Consider the following 25477-nt stretch of genomic DNA (forward strand, 5'->3'; position numbering starts at 1 on the left):
GAGATACCCATGACCGCAGACCACTACGAACTCGGCAACCGGCCGCCACTCGGCGAGTTGCCCGACCGCATGTACGCCTCGGTCATCCGGCCGGAGCGCTACGGGCCGCCGGAGAAGGCGTTCGCCGTGGAACTGGTGGACGTGCCCACGGTGGGCCACGGCCAGGTCCTCGTCTACATGATGGCAGCGGGCATCAACTACAACAACGTGTGGGCGGCCCTGGGCTACCCGTTCGACGTCGTGGCCGCCCGGCGCAAGGCGGGCGCCGCGGAGAACTACCACATCGGCGGCTCCGAGGGCTCGGGCATCGTCTGGGCCGTCGGCCCCGGCGTCTCGTCGGTGTCCGTTGGCGACGAGGTCATCGTGTCCTCCGGGGTGTGGGACGAGAGCGCCGACGACGTCCGGATGGGCTTCGACGGCAACGCCTCCTCCACGATGAAGGCGTGGGGCTATGAGACCAACCACGGCTCGTTCGCCCAGTTCGCGCTGGCGAGCGACCTGCAGTGCCACCCCAAGCCCCCCGGCCTGACGTGGGAGGAGTCGGCAGCCTTCCTGCTCACCGGCCCCACCGCCTACAACCAGCTCTGCGGGTGGTCCCCGAACACCGTCGAGCCCGGCGACCCGGTGCTGATCTGGGGCGGCGCGGGCGGTCTCGGGTCGATGGCCATCCAGATCGCGCGGCAGCGCGGCGGCATCCCGATCGCCGTGGTGTCCGACGACGACCGCGGCAAGCGCTGCGTCGAGCTGGGCGCGCGGGGCTACATCAACCGGACCGAGTTCGACCACTGGGGCAGGCTGCCCGATACCCGCGACACCGAGGCGATGGACAGGTGGACGCGCGGGGCGCGCGCCTTCGGGCGCAAGTTCTGGGAGGTGCTCGGTGAGCGCAAGTCGCCGCGCATCGTGCTGGAGCACACCGGGCAGGACACCATCCCCACGTCGATGTACCTGTGCGACACCGCGGGCATGGTCGTGATCTGCGGAGGCACCAGCGGGTACAACGCCGATGTGGACCTGCGGTACCTGTGGATGCGCCAGAAGCGCCTGCAGGGCTCGCACTACGCGAACCTGCGCCAGTGCCGCCAGGTGATCCAGATGGCCGCCGACGGCACCCTCGACCCGTGCGTGTCGTGGACCGGCGATCTGGGCGAAACCGGTCTGGCGCACCAGATGCTGTACGAGAACACCCACCCCTACGGGAACATGGCGGTGCGGGTGAACGCGCGCCAGGGGGAGCGCGGAACCGGTGCCCTGGACGGGATCGACCAGTGATCAGCGCCACCGCCGCCGTGCTCCGCGCGGGCGATGAGCCGTACTCCGTCGAGGAGGTGACCCTCGACGAGCCCGGCGCCGACCAGGTCGTCGTCCGGGTGACCGCGACCGGCTTCTGCCACACCGACGCCGTGGCGAGGGCGCCGAGATTCGCCGCCCTGCTGCCTCTGGTCGTCGGCCACGAAGCCGCGGGCGTGGTGGAGTGGACCGGCCCGGAGGTCTCCGATGTGCAGGTCGGCGACCACGTCGTGCTGACCTTCGCCCACTGCGGCGCGTGTTCGCAGTGCTCGGACAACCACCCGGCCTACTGCGAGAGCTTCATCGAGCGCAACCTGCTCGGCAAGCTCGCCACGGGCGGCGCCACCGCGACCGCGGCCGACGGCGCGCCGATCGGAACGCGCTGGTTCGGCCAGTCGACGTTCGCGACCCGGGCCGTGGTGGACGCGCGCAGCGCGGTCGTGGTCGACCGCGACCTCCCGCTGGATGTGTTGGCACCGCTGGGATGCGGTATCATCACCGGTGCCGGGACGGTCATGAACGTTCTCGACGTGCGGCCTGGGTCCTCGATCGCGATCTTCGGCGTCGGCTCGGTCGGGCTCGCCGCGCTGCTGGCCGCCAAGGCGGTCGGGGCCGAGTCGATCATCGCCGTCGACCTGCACCCGCAGCGGCTGGAGCTGGCCGCCGAACTCGGTGCGACCGCGACGGTGCTCGGCGGCGACGACGCGGCCGTCGTGGCGCGGATCAAGGAGCTGACGGGCACCGGGGCGCACTACGGCATCGACACCACCGGGGTGCCCGGCGTCATCGCCGCCGCGTTGCAGGCCCTGCGGGCGCGGGGCACGTGCGCGTCGGTCGGCCTGCAGGCGGGCGACCTCGTGCTCGGCGGGCACACGATCTCCGGCAAGCACCTGGTGTCGGTGGTGGAGGGCGACGCCGACCCCCGGACCTTCATCCCCCACCTGATCCAGCTGTGGCGGCAGGGGAAGCTGCCCTTCGACCGCCTGCTGGAGCGCTTCCCCCTCGCCGAGATCGACAAGGCCGAGCGGGCCTCGCTGGAAGGCCGGGCCATCAAGCCGGTCCTGGTCATGGACTGACCGGCCGCGGCCCCGATCTCGACCGACTCCCTACGCACCGCACTGACCCCCGAAGCGGGGATGGAGGAGCGCCGTGGCAATCGGCATTCTTGGCACTGGATCATATGTGCCGCAACGGATTGTTACTAATGAGGACATCGCCGCGTTGGTACCCGACGCGACGCCGGAGTGGATCCTGAGCAGGACCGGGATCCAGACCCGGCGGTGGGCGGCCGACGACGAGGCCACCTCCGACCTCGCCGCGCACGCCGCGCGGCGGGCGCTGGAGCACGCCGGACTGGCGGTGGGGCGCATCGACCACCTGATCGTCTCGACCTCGACAGGGGACTTCCCGCAGCCGCCGACGGCGACGGTCGTGCAGGACCTGCTCGGCGCGTCCGAGGCGGCGTGCCTGGACATCAACGTGGTCTGCGCGGGGTTCGTCTACGGCCTGGAGCTGGCCCGCGGGCTCATCGCCGCGAACCCCGGCACGCACGCGCTGGTGATCGGCGCGGACCTGTACTCGCGCATCCTGGACTTCGGGGACCGGCGCACCTCCGTGCTCCTGGGCGACGGGGCCGGGGCCGCGGTGGTCGGCGCCGTCCCCGACGGGCGCGGGTTCCTGGACGTCGACCTGAGCAGCTTCGGCGACGCGCAGGACCTGATCAAGGTCGCGGCCGGCGGCAGCCGCACCCCGACCACGGCGCGGACGGTGGCCGACAACGGGCACGTGTTCACCATGCAGGGCCGCAAGGTCCGCGACTTCGTGTTGGACAACGTCCCGCCGATGCTGGCCAAGCAGCTCTCGCGGGCGGGCGTCACGACCGGCGACGTCGACTGCTTCGTGCCGCACCAGGCCAACGGCGTGCTGCTGCGCCTGCTCGCCGAGCACTGCGGCCTGGCGGACGCGCACACCCACCTCGTGGTGCAGCGCTACGGCAACGTCGGCAGCGCCTCGGTCCCCGTGGCGCTGGACGACGCCGTCCGCTCCGGCCGGGTCACCGACGGCAGCCTGGTGCTGCTGACCGCCTTCGGCGGCGGGATGTCGGTCGGCTCCTGCTTGACGCGGTGGTCGGCGTGACCGGGACCGAGCACGCGGCAGCGCCCGTTCGGCAGGTCGGCGTGGTGGGCTGCGGGCAGATGGGCGCCGGGTTCGCCGAGATCTGCGCGCGCCGGGGCTTGGCCGTCCACGTCGTCGCCCCCAGCGAGGACTCCGTCGGGCGCGGCCGTGCACGGCTGCGCCGCTCGCTGGACCGCCTGGTGCGGAAGGAGAAGATCGACGAGGGCGAGCGCGAGGCCGCACTCGACCGCATCACCTTCTCCACCGAGCTGAAGGACCTGCGGCACAGCGACTTCGTGCTGGAGTCCATCGCCGAGGACCTGGCCGCCAAGAGCGAGGTGTTCGCCGCGCTCGACCTCGTGGTCGAGGACCCGGCGGCGGTGCTCGCCTCGACCACCTCGTCGCTGCCCATCATGCGGATCGGCCGGGTCGCCGATGACCCCGCCCGGGTGATCGGCGTGCACTTCTTCAACCCGGTGCAGGTGATGCCGCTGGTGGAGGTGATCGGCTCGCTGCGCACCTCGGAGGCCACCGTCGCCCGGACGGTGTCGTTCCTGGACGGCGTGCTGGGCAAGCAGGTCGTGCGGGTCAAGGACCAGGTCGGGTTCATGGTGAACTCGGTGTTCGTGCCCTTCCTGATGTCGGCCGTGCGCGCGGTCGAGTCCGGGGTGGCCACCGCCGAGGACGTCGACCGGGGCCTGACCCAGGGCTGCGGGCACCCGATGGGCCCGCTCGCGCTCATCGACATGATCGGCCTGGACACGGTCGTGGCCGTCGGCGAGGCGATGTACGCCGAGACCAAGGAACCGCTGCACGCGCCGCCCGCGCTGCTGCTGCGGATGGTCGAGGGCGGGTTCCTCGGCCGCAAGAGCGGGCGCGGCTTCTACGAGCACCCGGCGGGTCCGGGACAGCGCGGATAACCGTCCATCATGGAGTGACCTGGTCGGGCCCGGTCGCGGCCCGCGAGAGCGTAGCCGACCGCCTGGGGGCGGTCCCAAGAGCAGCACACGAGCCGGCAGCGGCGCGCGCGAGCGCGGTCGAGCGCGTCGGCGGCGCGAGGAGAGGGACATGACTTCAGTGGATGCCGACCAGCAGGAGAAGCTCCTGCGCTATCTCAAGAGGACCGCGGTCGAGCTCAACGACGCGCGGGCCCGGCTGAGGGAGCTGGAGGAGCGCGCGTCCGAGCCCCTCGCGGTGGTCGGCATGAGCTGTCGCCTCCCGGGCGCCGACTCCCCGGCCGAGCTGTGGGACATGGTCGCCGAGGGCCGCGACGCCATCTCCGGGTTCCCGGACGACCGCGGCTGGGACCTGGAGCGGCTCTACGACCCGGACCCGGACAACCTCGGCACCAGCTACGCCAGGGCGGGCGGGTTCGTCCGCGGCGCCACGGGGTTCGACGCCGACTTCTTCGGGATCAGCCCGCGTGAGGCGCTGTCGATGGATCCGCAGCAGCGGGTCCTGCTGGAGCTGGCCTGGGAGGCGCTGGAGAACGCGGGCATCGACCCGACCTCGCTGCGCGGCACCGACACCGGCGTCTACGTCGGTGTGGGGCCGTCGGACTACGCGCAGATCCCGGCCGGCGCGGCGCCGCAGATCGAGGGGCTGCGGCTGACCGGCGGCACGACGAGCGTGGTGTCGGGCCGCGTCTCCTACACCTTCGGGTTCGAGGGCCCGTCGGTGTCGGTCGACACCGCCTGCTCGGCGTCCCTGGTGGCCCTGCACATGGCCGTTCAGGCGCTGCGCGCCGGGGAGTGCTCGCTGGCGCTGGTCGGCGGTGTGACGGTGCTGGCCGGGCCGACGCTGTTCATCGACTTCAGCAGGCAGCGCGGTCTCGCGCCGGACGGCCGCTGCAAGCCCTACGCCGCCGCCGCTGACGGCACCGGCTTCTCCGACGGCGCCGGGGTGGTGCTGCTGGAGCGGCTGTCCGACGCGCGCCGCAACGGGCGCCGGGTGCTGGCCGTGGTGCGCGGCAGCGCGGTGAACTCCGACGGCGCCAGCAACGGGCTAACCGCGCCGAACGGTCCCTCGCAGGAGCGGGTGATCCGGCAGGCGCTGGCCAACGCCGGGGTGTCCGCCGCCGAGGTGGACGTGGTCGAGGGGCACGGCACCGGGACCAGGCTGGGCGACCCGATCGAGATCCAGGCCCTGCTGGCCACCTACGGCCGCGACCGCGGGGCGGACCCGCTCTGGCTGGGCTCGGTCAAGTCCAACATCGGGCACAGCTCGACGGCCGCCGGGGTGGCCGCGGTGATCAAGATGGTGCAGGCGCTGCGCCACGAGACGCTGCCCGCGACCCTGCACGTGGACGCGCCGTCACCGCACGTGGACTGGTCCTCCGGCGGCGTCGAGCTGCTGGCCCAGGCGCGGCCGTGGAAGTCCGACGGCCGCCCGCGCCGGGCCGGTGTGTCCTCCTTCGGCGTCAGCGGCACCAACTGCCACGTGATCCTGGAAGAGGCCCCGGTCGCGGAACCGTCCGCCACCGCCGGACCGCTCGCGCAGGCGCCGCCCGCGGTGCCGGTCCTGGTGTCCGGTCGCGGGGCGGCGGCGGTGCGGGTCCAGGCCGAGCGGCTGCGGGCCGCCGTGCTGGCGCGCCCGGAGCTGACCGTGGCCGACCTCGGGTTCTCCACGGCGACCACGCGTGCCCACCTCGACCAGCGGGCCGCGGTCGTGGCCGCCGACCGGGACGCGCTGCTGTCCGGGCTGGCCGCGCTGATCGCGGCCGAGCCCGCCGACAACGTGGTCTGCGGCCCGGTGCTCGCCCCCGGCGCGCGCACGGTGTTCGTCTTCCCCGGGCAGGGGTCGCAGTGGGCCGGGATGGCCGTGGAGCTGCTGGGGTCGTCCCCGGTGTTCGCCGCCGAGATCGCGGCGTGCGGTGCGGCGCTGAGCGAGTTCGTGGACTGGCGGCTGGAGGACGTGTTGCGCGGCGTCGAGGGCGCGCCGGCGCCGGAGCGCGTCGACGTCGTGCAGCCCTTGCTGTTCGCGGTGATGGTGGGCCTGGCGGCGGTGTGGCGCTCTTACGGCGTCGAGCCGGTCGCGGTGGTCGGGCACTCGCAGGGGGAGATCGCCGCCGCCGTGGTGGCGGGCGGGCTGTCGCTCGCCGACGGCGCGCGGGTGGTGGCGCTGCGGTCGCGGGCGATCGCGGAGCGGCTCGCGGGCCTCGGCGGCATGGTCTCGGTCGCCGCGCCCGTCGAGCGGGTCGAGGAGGCGATCGCGCCGTACGGCGGTCGGGTGTCCGTGGCGGCGGTGAACGGACCAGCGGCCGTGGTGGTCTCCGGCGAGCCCGACGCGCTGGCGGAGCTGATGGCCGCCTGCGAGCGCGACGGGGTGTGGACCCGCCGGGTCGCGGTGGACTACGCCTCGCACTCGGCACAGGTGCGGGGCATCGAGACCGAGCTGGCCCAGCTGCTGGGCCCGGTGGCGCCGAAGTCGGGGTCGGTTCCGTTCTACTCGACCACGGTGGGCGGGTTCGTGGACACGGCCACCCTCGACGCCGGGTACTGGTACCGCAACCTGCGGGGACGCGTCGGGTTCGAGCCCGCCGTGCGGGCCCTGGTCGAGGACGGCGCGGGCTGCTTCGCGGAGATGTCCCCGCACCCGGTGCTGACCTCGGCCATCGAGGACACCGTCGCCGACCACGGTGCGGCGTCGCGGGTCGGTGTCGTCGGGACGCTGCGGCGCGGGGAAGGCGGGTTCGCGCGGTTCGCGCTCTCCCTGGCCGAGGCGCACGTGGCGGGCGTGGCCGTGGACTGGGCGGCGTTGCACGCGGGCGGTCGCGCCGTCCCCCTGCCGACCTACGCCTTCCACCGGGAGCGGTACTGGCTGCCGTCGGCCGCTGGCGGCGGGGACGCCGCGGCGGCGGGTCTGCACGCGGTGGACCACCCGATCCTGGTCGCCGCCGCGCGGATCGGCGAGCGCGACGAATGGCTCTACACCGGCCGCATCACCCCGCAGCGCCAGCCCTGGACCCGCGACCACGTTGTCTTCGGCATCCCGATCGTCCCGGGCGTCGCCCTGGTGGAACTGGCGCTGGCCGCCGGTGCCGGGGTCGGGTACGGCGTCCTGGAGGAGCTGGTGCTCGCCGCGCCGCTCGTCCTGGCCGATGAGGCGGGCTGCCGGGTCCAGGTGACCGTCGGCGCACCGGAGGACGGCACACGCCGCGAGGTCGCGGTGTACTCGATCCCCGACGCCGGGCCGGACGGCGAGCGGGCCGAACCCCGCTGCCACGCCCGCGGCTGGCTGGTCGCCGAGTCGGCCCCGGTCGCCCCCGCGCCCGCCCAGTGGCCGCCCGCGGGAGCCGAGCCGGTCGACGTGGCCGCGCTCTACGACCGGATGGGACTTGCGGGCCTGGACTACGGGCCGCTCTTCCGCGGCATCCGGGCGGCCTGGCGGCTCGGCACCGAGGTCTACACCGAGGTCGCCCTGCCCGACGACGCCGACGACGCGGGCTTCGTGCTGCACCCGGGCCTGTTCGACGCCGCCCTGCAGGGGGCGCTCGTGGACAAGGACCCGGCAGCGTCGGTGGAGATGCCGTTCACCTGGTCCGGGGTGAGTCCGGGGCGGCGCGTGCGCTCGGCGCGGGTGCGGATCGCCACCGCGGCCGAGACCGGCCTGCGGGTCGACGTGCTGGACGAGACCGGCGCGCCGGTGATGAGCGTCGGCGGGCTGGTCTACCGCTCGGTGGACCAGGCCCAGCTCGAACGCGTGCGCGGCGGCGGACCGACCTCGCTGTACGCCGTCGAGTGGGCACCGGTGGCGGTGGCGGCCGGGTCCGCGCGGCTGGCCCGGATCGGCTGGGAGGCCGGTCGCACCGACGCCGAGGTGGTGGCGGCGCTGGAGAGCGCGGTCGCCGAGGGCGGCGCGGCCCCGGACGCGGTACTGGTCCGGATCGCCCCCGCCGCCCCCGGGGCGGCAACTCCCGACGCGGCCCGCCAGGCCGCCGGGCGGATGCTCGCGGTCCTCCAGCGGTGGCTGGCCACCGAGCGCCTGGCCGAGACCCGGCTGGTCGCCGTCACCAGCGGCGCCGTCGCGCTGCCCGGAGAGACCCCCGACATCGCGCAGGCCACCGCCTGGGGACTGGCGCGCAGCGTCCAGTCCGAGCACCCGGGGCGGATCGTGCTGGTGGACCTCGACCCCGCGGGCACCGACCCGGCCGACGTGCCGTGGCCCGCTCTGCTGGCCGCCGACGAACCGCAGCTCGCCGTGCGGGCGGGCGCGGTGTCGGCGCCGCGGCTGGCGCGGGCCCCCGAGGCGGGGGAGAGCGCGCCGCGCGGACTCGACCCGGACGGCACCGTGCTGGTCACCGGCGGCACGGGCGGTCTGGGCGCGGTGTTCGCCCGGCACCTCGCGGGCAAGCACGGCATCAGGAACCTGCTGCTGGTCAGCCGCAGCGGCCCCGCCGCCGAGAACGCCGCCGACCTCGCGGCCGAGCTGACCGCGCTGGGCGCGCGGGTGCGGATCGAAGCCTGCGACATCGCCGACCGCGAGCAGGTCGGCACCCTGCTCGCCACGCTGGACGCCCCGCTCACCGCGGTTGTGCACACCGCGGGCGTGCTGGCCGACGGCGTGGTCGAGTCGGTCACCCCCGAGCAGCTCGACCGGGTTATGCGGCCGAAGGTGGACGCCGCGTGGCAGCTGCACGAGCTGACCGCCGGGGCCGATCTGGCGGCGTTCGTGCTGTTCTCCTCGGGCGCGTCGCTGTTCGGCAACCCGGGGCAGGCCTGCTACGCCGCCGCGAACGGCGGTCTCGACGCGATGGCCCAGCGGCTGCGGGCCGAGGGCGTGCCCGCCACGTCCCTGGCGTGGGGCGTGTGGGACGAGGGCGTCGGCATGGCCGGGCGCCTGGACCACACGAACGTCTCGCGCATCGAGCAGGCGGGCGTCGCGCTGCTGCCGGTCGAGCGCGGCCTTGAGCTGTTCGACCACGCCATCGGCCTGGGCACGGGCTTGCTGGCGCCCATCCAGCTCGACCTGCCCGGCCTGCGCGCCCAAGCCCGCTCGGGCGCGCTGCCCGCCCTGCTGCGCGGTCTGGTCCGGGTGCCCGCGCAGGCCGCCGAGGTCGCGGGCGGCTCGCTGGCGCAGCGGCTGGCCGGTGTCGAGGAGCACGAGCGCGGGCCGGTGGTCCTGGATCTGGTGCTGGGGCAGGTCTCGGCCGTGCTGGGGCACGGGTCGGCGGCCGTGATCGACCCCGACCGGGTGTTCAAGGACATGGGCTTCGACTCCCTGGCCAGCGTCGGGCTGCGCAACCGGCTCGGCCGGATCACCGGTCTGCGGCTGCCCGCCACCGTGGCCTTCGACCACCCGACCGCGACGGCGCTGACCGGCTACCTGCTCGACTCCGTCGAACCGGCGGCGGCGGCCGAGGTGCCGGTCCAGGACGAGAACGCGCGCGTCCGCGCCGCCTTGGCCTCGATCCCGATCGAGCGCCTGCGCCGGGCGCACCTGCTGGACGCCCTGCTGGAGCTGGCCCGCGGCGACGCCGCGCAGGCCGAGGCCGAGGACGACGGGGAGATCGACGGGGAGATCGACGACCTCGACGCCGAAGCCCTGATCCGCATCGCCCAGGGGGTCTAGACGTGCTCGCCGACCACAGGGGCGCCGCCCACCGCATGGACAGGAAGGACCGGGCGTGACCGCCGACAAGAACGACCTGATCGCCGCGCTGCGGAAGTCGATCAAGGAGAACGACCGGCTCCGCAAGCAGAACTCGCAGCTGCGGGCGCGCTCGGCCGAGCCGCTGGCGATCGTCGGGATGAGCTGCAGGCTGCCGGGCGGGGCGTCCTCGCCGGAGCGGCTGTGGGAGCTGCTGTCGCAGGGCCGCGACGCCCTGGTCCCGCTGCCCGGCGACCGCGGCTGGGACGTCGAGCGGCTGTACCACCCGGACCCGGCCCACCCCGGCACGACGTACGCCCGGATGGGCGGCTTCGTCGAGGGAGTCGCCGACTTCGACGCCGACTTCTTCGGCATCGGCCCGCGCGAGGCCCTGGCCATGGACCCGCAGCAGCGGCTGATCCTGGAGGGCGCGTGGGAGGCGCTGGAGGACAGCGGCATCGACCCGACCTCGCTGCGCGGCAGCGACACCGGCGTGTTCTGCGGCGCGATCAGCTCCGAGTACGGCGCCACGATGCCGCCGGAACTGGGCGGCTACCGGCTCGGCATCCTGACCAGCGTGCTGGCCGGGCGGATCTCCTACCTGCTCGGCCTGGAGGGGCCCGCGGTCACTGTGGACACCGCCTGCTCGTCCTCGCTGGTGGCGCTGCACCAGGCCGCGCAGGCGCTGCGGGCCGATGAGTGCTCGCTGGCCCTGGTCGGCGGGGTGACGGTGCTGTCGAGCCCCACCCTGCTGGTCGAGTTCAGCAGGCAGCGCGGACTCGCGCCGGACGGCCGGTGCAAGGCGTACTCGGCGGAGGCCGACGGCACCGGCTTCGCCGACGGCTGCGGCGTCGTCGTGCTGGAGCGGCTGTCGGAAGCGCGCAGGCGCGGGCACACCGTGCTGGCCGTCGTGCGCGGCAGCGCGGTGAACTCCGACGGCGCCAGCAACGGGCTGACCGCGCCGAGCGGGCCCGCGCAGGAGCGGGTGATCCGCGCCGCGCTGGCGAACTCGGGGCTCTCGGCGGCGGACGTCGACGCGGTGGAGGGCCACGGCACCGGCACGGAGCTGGGCGACCCCATCGAGGCGCACGCGCTGCTGGCCACCTACGGCCGGGAGCGGGTGAACGGCCCGCTGTGGCTGGGGTCGGTCAAGTCCAACATCGGGCACACCTCGGCGGCGGCGGGGATCGCCGGTCTCATCAAGATGGTGCTGGCGATGCGGCACGGCACGCTGCCCGCCACCCTGCACGCGGAGACCCCGTCGCCGAGCGTGGACTGGGACCTCGGCGAGGTCGCCGTGCTGTCGCGGTCGCGGCCGTGGCCCGCCGACGCCGAGCGTCCGCGCCGGGCAGGCGTCTCGTCGTTCGGGGTGAGCGGCACCAACGCGCACGTCATCCTGGAGGAGGCTCCCGCACCCGCGGCCGAGGCCGCACCCGCCGCCGAGGCCCCCCGTCCGCCGGGCGTGGTGCCGGTGCTGGTGTCCGGGCGCGGCGACGCGGCGCTGCGGGCGCAGGCCGGGCTGCTGCGCGAGCACGTCGCGGCGCGGCCCGAGCTGACCCCGGCCGACATCGGCTACTCGGCGGCGACCACGCGCGCGCTGCTGGAGCGGCGCGCCGTGGTCCCGGCCGCCGACCGCGACGGCCTGCTCGCCGGGCTGGCGGCCGTGGCCGCGGGCGACCCCGCCGCGGTCGGCGGGCGCGCGATCGCGGGGAAGACCGCGGTGCTGTTCACCGGGCAGGGGGCGCAGCGCGCCCGGATGGGCGCGGACCTCGCGGCCGCGCACCCGGGGTTCGCCCGCGCGCTGGATGAGGTGTGCGCGGCGGTCGACCCGCTGGTGGGCCGGTCGGTGCGCGCGCTGCTGAACGCCGAGCCCGGCTCAGCGGAGGCGGAACTGCTGAACGCCACGGAGTACACCCAGGTGGCGCTCTTCGCCGTCGAGGTGGCGCTGTACCGCCTGGTCGAGTCCTACGGCGTGCGGCCGGACTTCCTGATCGGCCACTCGGTCGGCGAGATCGCCGCCGCGCACGTGGCAGGCGTGCTGTCGCTGCCGGACGCCGCCGCGCTGGTGGCGGCGCGCGGCAGGCTCATGGGCGCACTGCCCGCGGGCGGGGTGATGGTGGCGGTGCAGGCCGCCGAGGACGAGGTCGCCGCGTCCCTGGCGGGCTTCGCGGGCAGGCTGGAGATCGCCTCGGTCAACGCCCCGCGCGCGGTGGTCGTCTCCGGCGACGCCGAGGCCGCCGACGAGTGGCTGCCCGTCTTCGCCGACCGCAAGACCTCGCGGCTGGCGGTGTCGCACGCCTTCCACTCGCCCCGCATGGAGCCGATGCTGGCGGACTTCGCCGAGGTCGCCCGGGGACTGACCTTCGCCAGGCCGGGCATCCCGATCGTGTCGAACGTGACCGGCGAGCGCGTCACCGACGAGATCACCGACCCGGCGTACTGGGTCGAGCACGTTCGGCGGTCGGTGCGGTTCGCCGACGGCGTGCGCACCCTGTACCGCTCGGGTGTCCGGCGGTTCCTGGAGCTGGGTCCGGACGCGGTTCTCACCGCCATGGCCCGTCAGACCGTGGACGAGGTCGCCGAGGCGGCGGGCGCCACCGATGACGCGGTCCTGGTCGCGGCGCTGCGCAAGGGCCGCGACGAGGCCGAGGTGTTCGCCCGGTTCCTCGGCGAGGCGCGGATCGCGGGCGTCGCCGTCGACTGGGCCGCCTACTACGCCGGGACCGGCGCGGCCCGGGTGGACCTGCCCACCTATGCCTTCCAGCGGGAGCGCTTCTGGCTGGCCCCCGGAACCGGCGGGGCGGACGCCGCCGCCGGTCAGACCGGTCTCGACCACACCATCCTCACCGCGGCCGTGCCGCTGGCCGACCGCGACGAATGGGTGTTCACCGGCCGCGTGGCCGCGGACGCCCAGCCGTGGATCGCCGACCACGCCGTTCTCGGCGTCGTGGTGCTCCCCGGCTCCGCCCTGGTCGACCTGGCGATGGCGGCGGGCTCGGCCATCGGCTGCCCGGCGCTGGACGAGCTGGAGATCGGCGCGCCGCTGGTGCTCGCCGACGACGCCCGGCAGGTCCAAGTGACCGCGGGCCCGGCCGACGCCGACGGCGGGCGCGAGATCGCGATCTACTCGCGCGCCGTCGCGGGCGGGGCGGAGGCGGTCCGCCACGCGACCGGCCGGTTGAGCGCCGAGACCGTGCCGGTGCTCGCCGTCGACACCGAGTGGCCGCCCGCGGACGCCGAGCCGGTGGCCGCCGACGACCTCTACGCCCGCCTCGCCGAGGCCGGGATCGACCACGGCGCGCTGTTCCAGTGCGTTCGGGCGCTCTGGCGTCGCGGCGACGAGGTCTTCGCCGAGGTGGCGCTGCCCGACGACACCGACGGCACCGGCTACGGCCTGCATCCGGCCCTGTTCGACGCGGCGCTGCACGCGGGCCTGCTCGACGTCGACCCGGCGGCCGGTCCGCTGCTGCCCGACTCCTGGGCGAAGGTCTCCTTCGGGCCGGGCACCGCGGCGCGCCTGCGGGTGCGCGTCGCGGTGGCCGACTCGGTGCTGCGGGTGGAGGCGGTCGACCCCGACGGCGGGCCCGTGGTGTCGGTCGGCCGGGTCGGGTACCGCCCGGCCGCGCCGCGCCTCGACAGCGCGCTGCGCCCCGGCGCGGACTCCCTGTACGCCCTGACCTGGGCACCGGTGGACGCCGGGTCCGCACCGACCGCGCGGGTGGCCGTGCTGGGCGGGCTGGACGCGGCGGGGGAGCGGTTCGCCGACCTCGACGCCCTCGTCGCGGCCGTCGCCGGGGGCGCCGCGCCCCCCGCCCTCGTGCTCACCGCGCTGGACTCCAGCGACCCGGACGCCCGAGCGGTGTGCCGCCGCGCGCTCGACACCGCGCGGCGCTGGGTCGCCGGTCCGCTCGCGGCCGACGCGCGCCTGGTGGTGGTGACCCGGGGCGCCACGGCGGCAGGCGGTCTGCTGCCCGATCCCGCCGTCGCCGCGGCCTGGGGCGCGCTGCGGGTCGCCCAGGCCGAGCACCCGGACACCATCGTGCTGGTCGATCTCGACGACCTGGGCAGTCCGGAGTGGACGGTTCTCGGCAAGCTGGACGAGCCCGAACTGGCCGTGCGCGGCGGCGCGCTGTTCGCCCCCCGCCTCACCCCGGCCCCGGCGCCAGAGGCGGGCCCGGCGCCGAACCCCGACGGCACCATCCTGATCACCTGCGGCCCCGGCGGCGCGGGTACCGCGCTGGCCCTGCGGCTCGCCGAGCGGCACGCGCCCACCAGGCTGCTGCTGGTGGCCGTCGGCGGAAGCGACGAGACGGCGGCGGCGGTCAAGACGGTCGCCACGGCCCTCGGCGCACGCGTCGCCGCCTGCGACTCCGCCGACGGGCTCGCAGAGGTCCTGTCCTCGGTGGAGCGGCTCACCGCGGTCGTCCACGCCCCTGGCGTGCTGGCGGACGGCACCCTCGACGCGCACACCGGCGACCAGGTCGACCGGGCGATCGACGCCAAGCTCGACGTCGCGCTGCGGCTGCGGGAGCTGACCGCCGGGCAGGACCTGGCGGCGTTCGCGCTGGTCTGCTCCGACGCCGGGCTCTCCGGCGCGGGCGGCCGGATCGCCAACGCCGCGGGCGACGCGGCCCTGGACGCGCTCGGCCACCGGCTGCGCGCCGACGGCGTGCCCGCCACCGCGCTGGTGTGGGGCGCCGAACCCGACCTGGTGCCGCACCTGGCCGACCGGGCGATCACCGCCGCGCCCGCGCTGCTCGCGCCGCTGCGGCCGGACCTGGCCGAACTGCGGGCCCAGGCCCGCCAGGGCACGCTGGCCCCGCTGCTGCGCGGCCTGGTGCGGGTGCCCGCCCGACGCGGCCGCGCCGCCGGGACGCTGGCCCGCGCGCTCGCCGAGGTCGACGCGGCGGACCGCCTCCGGGTCGTCCTCGACGTGGTCCGCGCGCAGCTCGCCGCGGTCCTCGGGCACGACAGCCACACCGCGATCGACCCCGACCGCCCGTTCAAGGACGTCGGCCTCGACTCCATGGGCGCGGTCGAGCTGCGCAACCGCCTCAACCGGGTCACCGGCCTGCGGCTGCCCGCCACGATGGTCTTCGACCACCCGACCCCGGCGGCGATCGCGCGGCGGGTCCTGGGCGAGGTCACCGACGCCGAGCCGGTCGCCGCCGTTGCCGGGCCGCGCCGGGGGATGGCTGACGAGCCGCTGGCGATCGTGGGGATGAGCTGCCGCTACCCCGGCGGGATCACCTCACCGGACGAACTCTGGGACCTCGTCGCCGCGGGCGGTGACGGGATCACCGGGTTCCCGACCGACCGCGACTGGGACCTGGACGCGCTGTTCCACCCCGACTTCGAGAACCCCGGCACCACCTACGCCGAGGCGGGCGGGTTCGTCGCGGGCGCGGGCGACTTCGACGCGGGCTTCTTCGCCGTCGGGCCGAACGAGGCGCGGGCGATGGACCCCCAGCAGCGCTGGCTGCTGGAGGGCGCGTGGGAGGCGCTGGAGCACGCGGGCATCGACCCGAACACCCTGCGCGGCAGCGACACCGGCGTGTACTGCGGCGCGACCAACACCGACTACGGCACCGTGGTGCCCCCGGAGCTGGACGAGTTCCACATGACCGGCGTGATGTCGAGCGTCCTGTCCGGCCGGGTCGCCTACACCCTCGGCCTGGAGGGCCCGGCGATCACCGTCGACACGGCCTGCTCCGCCTCGCTGGTGGCGGTGCACCTGGCGATGCAGGCGCTGCGGGCGGGGGAGTGCTCGCTGGCTCTGGCAGGCGGTGTGACGGTGATGTCCACTCCCGTGGCCGTGACCGACACCGCGCGCCTGCGGGGCCTCTCGCCCGACGGCCGGTGCAAGGCGTTCGCGGCCACTGCGGACGGCACGTCGTTCTCCGACGGCATGGGCCTGCTCGTGCTGGAGCGCCTGTCCGACGCCCGCCGCAACGGCCACACCGTGCTCGCGGTGCTGCGCGGCAGCGCGGTCAACCAGGACGGCGCCACCAACGGGCTCACCGCGCCGAACGGCCCCTCCCAGGAGCGGGTGATCCGGGCCGCCCTGGCCGCCTCCGGGCTGCGGCCCGACCAGGTGGCGGCGGTGGAGGCGCACGGCACCGGCACCGGCCTCGGCGACCCGATCGAGGCGCACGCGCTGCTGGCGACCTACGGCCAGGACCGCGAGCACGGCCCGCTGTGGCTGGGCTCGATCAAGTCCAACATCGGGCACGCCGGTCCCGCCGCCGGCGTCGCCGGTGTGATCAAGATGGTGCAGGCGCTGCGGCACGAGGTGCTGCCGCGCACCCTGCACGTGGACGAGCCGTCCCCGCACATCGACTGGGACACCGGCGACGTCGAGCTGCTGCTGGAGAACCGGCCGTGGAAGGCCAACGGGCACCCGCGCCGCGGCGGCGTCTCCGCGTTCGGCATGAGCGGCACCAACGCGCACGTGATCGTCGAGGAGGCGCCTGACCCACGGCCGGACCCGGTGCCGGATCGCGGCCGGCCGCCCGGTGTGCCGGTGCTGCTGTCGGCGCGCACCCGCGCCGCGCTACGGGGGCAGGCCGAGCGGCTGCGCGCCCACCTGCTCGCCGACCCCGGCATCGACCCGCTCGACGTCGGCTTCTCCTCGGCGACGAGCCGGGCGGCCATGACCCGCCGCGCCGCGGTCGCCGCCCGCGACCGCGACGAGCTGCTCGACGGGCTCGCGGCGCTGGCCGACGACCGGCCCGCCGACCACACCGCCGACGGCAAGGTCATGCCCGGCAAGACGGTGTTCGTCTTCCCCGGCCACGGCTCGCAGTGGACCGAGATGGCCGTCGAGCTGCTGGACACCGCGCCGGTGTTCGCCGCCGAGATCAGGGCCTGCGCCACGGCGTTCGAGCCGTACGCGGACTGGAACCTGGAGGATGTGCTGCGCGGCGCGCCGGGCGCCCCGTCGATGGACGTGGTCGACGGCGTGATCCCGGTGACCGTGCTCCAGCCCGCGGTGTTCTCGGTGATGGTGTCGCTGGCCGCGCTCTGGCGGGCCCACGGCGTCGAGCCGGACGTGGTCGTCGGCCACTCGCAGGGCGAGGTCGCCGCCGCCTATGTCGCCGGGGCGCTGTCGCTGGAGGACGCGGCCAGGATCGTGGTGGTCCGCAACCGGCTCGCCCACGAGCGGATGCCCAACGACGCGGGCCTGCTGTGGATCGGCGCCCCCGACGACGAGGTCGAGCGGCGCGTGCGCAAGCACGGCGGCCGGGTCTCGGTCTCGGTGGTGAACAGCCCGGTCTCCGTGGTGCTCACCGGCGACGCCGACGTGCTGGCGGAGGTCCGGGCCGAGTACGAGCGCGACGGGGTGCGGACCCGCCCGCTCGGCACGGCCTTCGCCTCGCACACGGCCGCCGTCGAGGTCCTCAAGGACGAACTGCTGGAGCAGCTGGCCACGGTCTCGCCCCGCGAAGGGCAGGTGCCGTTCTTCTCCAGCGCGCGCGGGCGCTACGTCGACACCGCGCGCCTGGACGCGGCCTACTGGTACCGCAACCTGCGGCGGCGGGTCGGCTTCGAGGCCGCGATCTGCGGGCTCATCGACGACGGGGCGACCCGCTTCATCGAGGTCTCGCCACACACCGTGCTGACGACCGCGATCGAGCAGACCGCGACGGCACACGACGGGGAGGGCCGCGGCGAGACCGTCGCCACGGTCGGCACGCTCCGGCGCGACGAGGGCGGCCTGAGCCGGTTCGCCCTGTCGCTGGCCGAGGCGCACACCGTCGGCATCGCGGTGGACTGGGCCGGGTTCTACGCCGGGACCGGCGCGCGGCGGGTGTCCCTGCCGACCTACGCCTTCCAGCGCAGGCGGTACTGGCTCGCCCCCGCATACGGCGCTGTCGCCGCGCGGCCGGGCCAGGACACGGTGGCCGAGGAGAGCGGCGACGAGGAGGGCGGGGCGCTCGTGCGGCAGCTGGCCGCCGTGCCCGCCGCCGACCGCGAGGCGCTGGTGCAGGAGGTCATCCGCGACCAGGTCGCCGCCGTGCTCGGATACGCCTCGGGCGCGGCGATCGAGGCCGACCAGGGCTTCTGGGAACTGGGCTTCAACTCCGTCGGCGTGGTCCGGCTGTGCAACCGGCTGAACCGGGTGGCCGGGGTGTCGGTGCCCTCGACCGCCGTCTTCGAGCACCCCGACGTGGTCGGCCTGAGCCGCTGGTTCCTGCGGCACGTGGCCGCCGACCTGGCAGCGGCCGACCCCGAGCCGGGTGGGTCCGCGACGGACACCGCCGCGGAGCCGACGGTGGACCCGGTCCTGACTTCGGCCAACGACCTGGCCCCGGACAGCGGCGGGATGTTCACCTCGCTGCTGCGGCACGCCCTCGACGACGGCGACCTCGACGGCGGCCTGCGCTGGCTGATGCAGGCCTCGCGGTTCCGCCCGGCCTTCACCGCGCCCACCGGACTTCCGGAGAGCGGCGGTCGCGTGGTGCGCCTGGCCCGAGGCGACTCCGACGTGGCGGTCGTCTGCGTCCCCTCGTTCGCGGTCGGCTCGGGTCCGCACCTGTTCCTGGCGCTCGCGCAGCGGCTGTCCGGGCACGGCGTCTACGCCTGCGCGCTGCCCGGCTTCCGCGCCGGCGAACCGCTGCCAGGGTCCTGGGACGCCGCCATGGCCGTGCTCGCCGACGACGTCCGGCGGGCTGTGGGGGACACCGCCGAGATCGTCCTCGTCGGCTACTCCATCGGCGGCGTGGTCGCGCACTCGCTGGCCGCGGAGCTGGAGCGCGGCGGCCGGGCCGCCACGAGCCTGGTGCTGCTGGACTCGCCGTCGCCGGGGTTCGTCGTGGCCAACGGCGGCGGGGCCTTCCAGTCGAGCATGACCCAGCTGCTCAGCGGCGACTTCGACCTGGCCTTCGACGCGACGGGCTGGCTGGCGATGGGCGCCTACCTGCGCCTGCTGCCCGAGCGCGCCGACGCCGACCCCGGCCTCCCGCGGCTGTACGTGCGCGCCGAGGAGGAGCACTCCTGGCCGCGGTGGGACGACGGCTGCGCCGTGGTCGACATCGAGTCAGACCACTTCGGACTGATCAACGCTCCGGCCTGCGCGGTGGCCGTGCAGGACTGGATCCGGGGCGGTTGCCCCGCCGACGCGGCGACCCCGCACGAGAAGGAGACGTGATGACCCATCCCGACCCGAACGACGCCGTGGTCGCCGGCGGTGCGCGCTGCCCGCTCGACCACGGCACGCCGGCCGGCGGGACGGTGATCCCCTCGTCGGCCGTGCGCGGCCCGGCCCTGACCCAGCGCGAGCAGCTGGTCCGCTACACCACGCGGCGCACCCAGTTCCTGAACGAGTGCAAGAGCGAGTTCGGCCGCCGGTTCAAGCTCCACCTGATCCCGGGTGTCGACTTCTTCGTGATCACCGATCCCGAGGACGTGCGGTCGGTGTTCACCGCGCCGCGCACGAGCCTGCACTGCGGCAACTCCAACGGCGCGCTGGAGAAGTACTTCGGCAGCACCGGGATCGCCTTCCTCGACGAGGGCGCGCACCTGGCCCGCCGCAAGGTGCTGACCCGCAGCTTCAAGGGCGCGGCCTTCCACCGCGTCACCGCGGCGGTCGAGCAGATCACCGCGGACGCGGTCGCGGGCTGGCCGCGCGAGGAGGTCGTGGACCTGCACCCGCTGGTGCACCGCTGGGCGATGAACGTCATCCGCGAGGTGGTCTACGGCAAGGTGGTCCCGAGCTGCTGGCCCCAGCTGCTGGACGCGCTGATGGACATGGTCGAGCTGAACCGCCACCCCACGGCGATGCTGATGGTCGACCGCTGGTCCTCGACCAAGAAGCGGCTCATGAAGAAGCGCCCCGCCACGGGGCTCAAGAGGTTCTGGGGCGACCGCAGGCGCGTTGACGGCCTCATCGCCAAGACCATCGCCGAGCGGCTGGAAGTCGGCGAGCTGGGCGACGACATGCTGTCGGTGCTGTTCGGCATCACCGGCGAGGACGGCTCGCCGCTCTCGGTCAGGGAGCTGCGCGACGAGATCATGACCATGTTCGTCGCGGGCACCGTGACGACCGTGTCGGCGGTCTGCTGGTCGGTCGAGCACTTCTCCCGCGACCCCGAGCGCCTCGAGCGGCTGCGCGCGGAGATCGCGGGCGGGGAGTCCGATGAGTACCTCACCGCCGCGGTGCACGAGGCGCTGCGGCTCAACCCGCCGCTGCCGAACAACCTGGCCCGCCAAGTGGTCGAGCCGATCGTGATCGGCGGCGTGCGCTACGAGCCCGGACAGCTGCTGGTGCCCAGTGCCGAGCTGATGAACAACGACCCGGAGCGCTACCCCGAACCGGAGAAGTTCCGCCCGGAGCGCTTCCTCGGTGTGCAGCCGGGCCAGTACACGTGGATCCCGTTCGGCGGCGGGCACACCCGCTGCATGGGCGACCGGATCGCCATCCACGAGATCAAGGCCATGCTGCGCGAGCTGGTGACCGGCTTCGACTTCGAGCGTGCCGAACCGGGCCTGGCCGCCGCTGTGCCGCGCGGTCCGGTCGTGGTGCCGCGGGGCGGACCGCGGATCGCCCTGCGCCCCCGGACCGCGGTCGCCGCGGGCCGCTGACCCGCACCCCCACCGACAAGGAGTTCCCGTGCCCATCCCGTACACCACCGGCGTGCACCAGCTCGCCCCTCAGACCTTCGCCTACCTTCAGGGCACCTGCGCGACCGGCTACAGCAACGCGGGCCTGGTCGTCAGCGGCGACGAGGCGCTGCTCGTGGACACGCTGTACACCCTCGACCAGACCCGGCTGATGCTGTCCGCCATCGCCGACACCGTCCCCGCCGCCGACATCTGCTGGGTGGTCAACACCCACCACGACGGCGACCACTGGTGGGGCAACCAGCTCGTCTCCGACGCCATGATCGTGTCCTCGACGGCGGCGGCCCGGGTGATGCGCCACGCCGGTCCGGAGACCGTGGTCCCGTACCTGTCGCCGGACACCGACCCCCGGTTGCGCGCGATCCTGGAGCCGTTCGACTTCTCCGGCATCACCCCGACATACCCGACGATCACCTTCACCGGCGAGCTGGAGCTGACCGTGGGCGCCCGCACTGTGCGGGTGCTGGAGGTCGGACCGGCGCACACCGTCGGGGACGTGATCATCCACGTGCCCGACGAGCGCGTCGTGTACGCCGGGGACGTCCAGGTGTTCGGCGGCCACGGCGTGGTGCACTGCGGTCCGATCGCCAACTGCGTCCGGGCGTGCGACACCATCCTCGACCTCGACCCCGAGTTCGTCGTCCCCGGCCACGGACCGGTGGGCGGCAAGGCCGAGGTCCGCCAGTTCCGCGACTACCTCGAACTCGTGCAGGGCCACGCCACCGCCGCCCACGCGAAGGGCCAGTCCGCCCTGGAGGCGGCGCGGGAGTTCGACTTCGGCTCGGTCCCCGACCTCGCGCACCCCGAGCGCGTGATCCTCAACATCGGCGCGGTGTACCGCGAGATCAACACCGACGGCACCCCCGGGCCGGGCCAGCTGCTGCACCAGATGGTGGACCTGGAGGAGAACCTGAAGACCCAGAAGGAGAAGGTGACGGCATGAGCGCCCAGCACACCACCACGCGGATGGCTCCCGCGCCCGCGGAACTGGTCCGCCCCATCATGGGCATGCCGGAGGAGACGTCCGATCCGGACGGTCCGCTGTCGCACATCGTCGGCAGCCCGGTGCCCAACGTCCTGGGCGTGCTCGGCAACCACCCGGCGCTGCTCACGGCGCTCGACCCGATGTTCTCGCTGCTGGCCGACGGGACACTGTCCCTGCGCGACAGCGAACTGGTGATCCTGCGGGTCGCCTTCGTCGTGCGCTCGACCTACCAGTGGGCCCACCACGCGGCGATCGGGGCCAAGGCGGGCATCAGCGCCGAGGAGATCGCCCGGGTGCCCGCGGGTCCGGACGCGCCCGGCTGGTCCGAGCGGGACGCGGCCCTGCTGCGCATGGTCGACGAGCTGCGCTCGCCCGAGGCCCGTGTGTCGGACACCACCTGGCAGCAGCTCTCGGCCCACTACGACGAGCCGCAGATCCTGGAGCTGCTCACCACCGTCGGCGTCTACACGACGCTGGCCTACGTCCTGAAGTCCTGCGACGTCGCCGTCGAGGACTGGTTCGCCGACCCGCCCGCCCTCCCCGAGGCGTGACAGCGCGCACCGGACCTGCGCACCGGATCTGCGCACCGGACCCCGAGGCCACGGCGCGCACCGCAATCCCGAACGAGGACAAGAGAAGGTGGAGCAATGACCCAGGCGACCGGAGTCGTGCGGGAGGAGGCCATCGGGCCGGACTTCTTCGACGACCCGCACAAGTACTACCGCCGCTGGCGCAAGGGCGGCGCGGTCCTGCGCGTCCGCAGGCCCAACGGACTGCCGCACTGGCTGATCATCGGCTTCGGCGAGGCGCGGGCCGCGCTGGCGGACCCGCGGATGCGCAAGGACGTCACCGAGCTGTACGACATCCTGCGCCGGGTCTCCCCGGACGGCAAGGGCGCGGGCGCGTCGGAGGCCCTGTCCTCGCACATGCTCAACAGCGACCCGCCGGTGCACACCCGGCTGCGCAAGCTGGTCACCCGCGAGTTCACCGGCAGGCGCGTCGCCGCCCTGCGCCCGCGCGTGGAGGAGATCACCAGGAACCTCCTGGACGAGATGGAGGGCAAGGACGAGGTCGACCTCATCGAGGACCTGGCCGCGCCGCTGCCGGTCATGGTGATCTGCGAGCTGCTGGGCGTGCCGTTCGAGGACCGGGCGGACTTCCAGGAGTGGTCGAAGATCCTGCTCGACGCCGATCCCACCGTGGACACCTCCGCCGTCTCGCGGAAGATGAGCGACTTCCTGGCCGCCCTGCTGGAGGCCAAGCGCGTCGACCCCGGCGACGACCTGCTGTCCGGCCTGGTCGCCCAGGGCGGAGATGACGGTGACGACGACGATGACGACGATGACGATGCCGAGGGCAGCGGCGGCGACCAGCTCAGCACCAAGGAACTGGTCGCGATGGCGTTCCTGCTGCTGGTGGCCGGGCACGAGACCGCGCTGCACCTGATCGGCAACGGCATCTACATGATGCTGCGCGACAAGGAGGCGTTCGACTCGCTGCGGGCCAACCCGGACCGCATCCCCGCCGCCACCGAGGAAGTGCTGCGCCGCTTCGGCCCGGTCGGCTGGGCCACCATGCGGTTCACCGCCGAGGAAGTCGAGATCGGCGGCGTCACCATCCCGGCGGGGGAACTGGTGGCGATCTCGCTCGACGCGGCCAACCACGACCCGGCGGTCACCCCCGAGGCGCCCCGGCTGCACGAGGTGGACGACACCCCGAAGCACCTGGCGTTCGGCCACGGCATCCACTTCTGCCTCGGCGCGGCGCTGGGCAGGCTGGAGGCCAATGTGGCGTTCACCCAGCTCTTGCAGCGCTTCGGGGACCTGCGGCTGGCCGACCCCGGGTTCTTTCCCGAGTGGCGGCTCGGTTTCATGCGCGGATTCACCTCCCTGCCCGCCCGCCCGCAGTGAACCCGGCAGCGTTCGAGTGCTCCAGGCGGGCCCGGAAATCGTTGCAGGCGAAAGGAAAGCGGCGTGACGAGCCTCATGCGGGCAGTCACCGTCCGGCCGGTACGCTCTCCGGAGAACGGCTCTACGTCAGTGTTTCAACGGGGAGGAAACGACATGTTCACCAAGGTCACCGAGGCCGTGCGGGGCTTCTTCTCCCTGCGCATCCCGAATTCGGAGTTCACCTCGCGGCCGTGGCGCGCCCACGAGGTGCTCGACGGGTTCCGGGTGGAGGACGTGTGGCGGCTGCCGACCCCCGGCGGACCCGGTGACCTGGCCGCCCTGGCGCGCTTCGCCGCGTCCGCGGAGAACTCGACGCTGACGTCCAACCCGGTCATCCGCGGCCTGTTCAAGGCACGCTGGAAGATCGGCGAGGTGCTCGGCTGGGACGACGAGAAGCAGAAGGTCGGCAAGCGCGTGGCCTCGCTGCGCGACGACCTGCCCGCGGACCTGCTCGCCGTCGAGCGCGGACCGGACATGGCGCTGACCCCGTTCAAGTCGGTGTTCCTGACCGACACCGAATGGATCTCGGAGTTCTCCGCGTCCATGGGGCACATCGTCATGCACCACGGCTGGGTCCAGGACGAGGACGGCAGGTACTACTCGCAGATGACGTCCCTGGTGAAGACGTATGGGACCTTCGGGAAGATGTACATGGCCTCGATCCAGCCGTTCCGCTACCTGGTGGTGTATCCGCTGCAGTTCCGGGCGATCCGCAAGGTGTGGCCGCAGGTCCTGCGGGACTGGTCGCAGCCGCGCCCGGAGGGCACGGAGACGGGCAAGGGCTGACAGCACAGCGATCCCGGCTCCCGGGGCGACGCGCGCGCCGCCCCGGGAGCCGGTTCATCCGAGACGGAAAGAGTCGATGACAGAAGCGAAGCACAAGCAACACCTGTTCGGTCTGGTGTTCGGGCACATGGCCACCCAGGTGGTGGCCACCGCCGTGCGCCTGGGGGTCGCGGACGCGATCGGCGACGACGGGCGCCACGGCGCGGACCTCGCCGCCGGGATCGGCACGGACCCGGAGACCACGAACCAGCTGTGCCGCGCGCTCGCCGCCCTCGGGGTGCTCTCCGAGACGAAGGCCGGGTGGTTCCGGCTGACCGAGACCGGCGCGCTGCTGCGCACCGACCGGCCCGACTCGCTGGCCCCCTTCGCCAGGGTCTTCGCCGATCCGGCGATCCAGGCGACCTGGCGCGAGCTGGACTCCGTCGTGCGCACCGGCCAGGGCTCGTTCGGCGCGCTGTTCGGCAAGTCGTTCTTCGAGCACGTCGCCGCCGACCCGCAGCTGTCGACGCACTTCCCCGCCGCCCTGCGGCAGAGCGCCGCGCAGACCGCCGAGGCGCTGCCCGCCCACTACGACTTCGCCCCGTACGGCACCGTCGCCGACCTCGGCGGCGGCGACGGCACGGTGCTCGCCGCCATCCTGGCCGCCACCCCGCGCCTGCGCGGCATCCTGATCGACGCGCCCCCCGCCCTCGCCGCCGCGCCCGCCACCCTGGCCGCGGCCGGTGTCGCGGACCGCTGCGCCGTGATCCCCGGCGACATCACCGCCGAGGTCCCGCCGGGCGCCGACCTGTACCTGATCAGGAACGTCCTGCACCACGCGCCGGACGAGCGCGCCGTCGCGGTGCTCAGCGCGATCCGCGCGGCGGTCTCGCGGGGCGGCAGGCTCCTCATCGTGGACCCGGCGCTGCCGGACACCGTCGACGGCTCGCTCCCGGACACGATGTACCTGAGCGACCTGCACATGCGGATGATCGGCGGCGGCCGAGGTCGGACCCAGGCCGCGTTCGAGGACCTGTGCGCCCGAGGCGGGTTCACCGTGACCGGCTTCCGCCTGCTGCCCGCCCCGATGGCGTTCTCCCTGATCGAGGCCGTTCCCGACCCGGGCGAGTGACCCGCACGGCTGGGCGGGTCCGCTCACCGG

General features: G+C 74.3%; 11 protein-coding genes and 1 pseudogene. All 12 read left to right on the top strand.

What is annotated here, in order from left to right; genetic code table 11:
- The first annotated feature begins 9 nt into the window (after positions 1-9).
- On the top strand, positions 10-1272 hold the full coding sequence (ccrA, locus tag ACFPM7_RS06085; protein ID WP_378244705.1) for a crotonyl-CoA carboxylase/reductase: 1263 nt from the start codon (positions 10-12) through the stop codon (positions 1270-1272).
- Positions 1269-2366: an NAD(P)-dependent alcohol dehydrogenase gene (locus ACFPM7_RS06090; protein ID WP_378244707.1), complete on the top strand. Its 1098-nt coding sequence runs from the start codon at positions 1269-1271 to the stop codon at positions 2364-2366. The genes ccrA and ACFPM7_RS06090 overlap by 4 nt, the downstream gene beginning before the upstream one ends.
- Before the next feature lie 73 nt (positions 2367-2439).
- Positions 2440-3426 (top strand): 3-oxoacyl-ACP synthase III family protein, encoded by a 987-nt coding sequence (locus tag ACFPM7_RS06095; protein ID WP_378244709.1) that lies wholly within the window; start codon positions 2440-2442, stop codon positions 3424-3426.
- Complete coding sequence (locus ACFPM7_RS06100; protein WP_378244711.1) at positions 3423-4325, top strand: 3-hydroxybutyryl-CoA dehydrogenase; 903 nt, start codon at positions 3423-3425, stop codon at positions 4323-4325. The genes ACFPM7_RS06095 and ACFPM7_RS06100 overlap by 4 nt, the downstream gene beginning before the upstream one ends.
- A gap of 157 nt (positions 4326-4482) precedes the next feature.
- Positions 4483-9975 (top strand): type I polyketide synthase, encoded by a 5493-nt coding sequence (locus ACFPM7_RS06105; protein ID WP_417281761.1) that lies wholly within the window; start codon positions 4483-4485, stop codon positions 9973-9975.
- 76 nt (positions 9976-10051) lie between these two features.
- A pseudogene (locus ACFPM7_RS06110) lies at positions 10052-19144 on the top strand (beta-ketoacyl synthase N-terminal-like domain-containing protein); the annotation flags it as partial.
- On the top strand, positions 19144-20577 hold the full coding sequence (locus ACFPM7_RS06115) for a cytochrome P450 (RefSeq protein WP_378244717.1): 1434 nt from the start codon (positions 19144-19146) through the stop codon (positions 20575-20577). The pseudogene ACFPM7_RS06110 and the gene ACFPM7_RS06115, both read left to right, overlap by 1 nt.
- 28 nt (positions 20578-20605) lie before the next feature.
- Positions 20606-21559: an MBL fold metallo-hydrolase gene (locus tag ACFPM7_RS06120; RefSeq protein WP_378244720.1), complete on the top strand. Its 954-nt coding sequence runs from the start codon at positions 20606-20608 to the stop codon at positions 21557-21559.
- The gene (locus ACFPM7_RS06125) at positions 21556-22152 is read left to right on the top strand and encodes a carboxymuconolactone decarboxylase family protein (RefSeq protein WP_378244722.1); all 597 of its coding nucleotides are present in this window, start codon (positions 21556-21558) and stop codon (positions 22150-22152) included. The genes ACFPM7_RS06120 and ACFPM7_RS06125 overlap by 4 nt, the downstream gene beginning before the upstream one ends.
- A 96-nt stretch (positions 22153-22248) precedes the next feature.
- A complete protein-coding gene (locus tag ACFPM7_RS06130) occupies positions 22249-23511 on the top strand; it encodes a cytochrome P450 family protein (RefSeq protein ID WP_378244724.1) in 1263 nt (420 codons plus the stop codon).
- A gap of 153 nt (positions 23512-23664) precedes the next feature.
- Positions 23665-24336, top strand: coding sequence for a DUF2867 domain-containing protein (locus ACFPM7_RS06135; protein WP_378244726.1), 672 nt, complete (start codon positions 23665-23667; stop codon positions 24334-24336).
- A 76-nt stretch (positions 24337-24412) separates the two neighbouring features.
- On the top strand, positions 24413-25447 hold the full coding sequence (locus ACFPM7_RS06140) for a methyltransferase (RefSeq protein WP_378244728.1): 1035 nt from the start codon (positions 24413-24415) through the stop codon (positions 25445-25447).
- The last annotated feature ends 30 nt before the right edge of the window (positions 25448-25477 follow it).

The sequence above is a fragment of the Actinokineospora guangxiensis genome, from assembly GCF_042657845.1.
In the GTDB taxonomy this organism is placed as follows: Bacteria; Actinomycetota; Actinomycetes; order Mycobacteriales; family Pseudonocardiaceae; genus Actinokineospora; species Actinokineospora guangxiensis.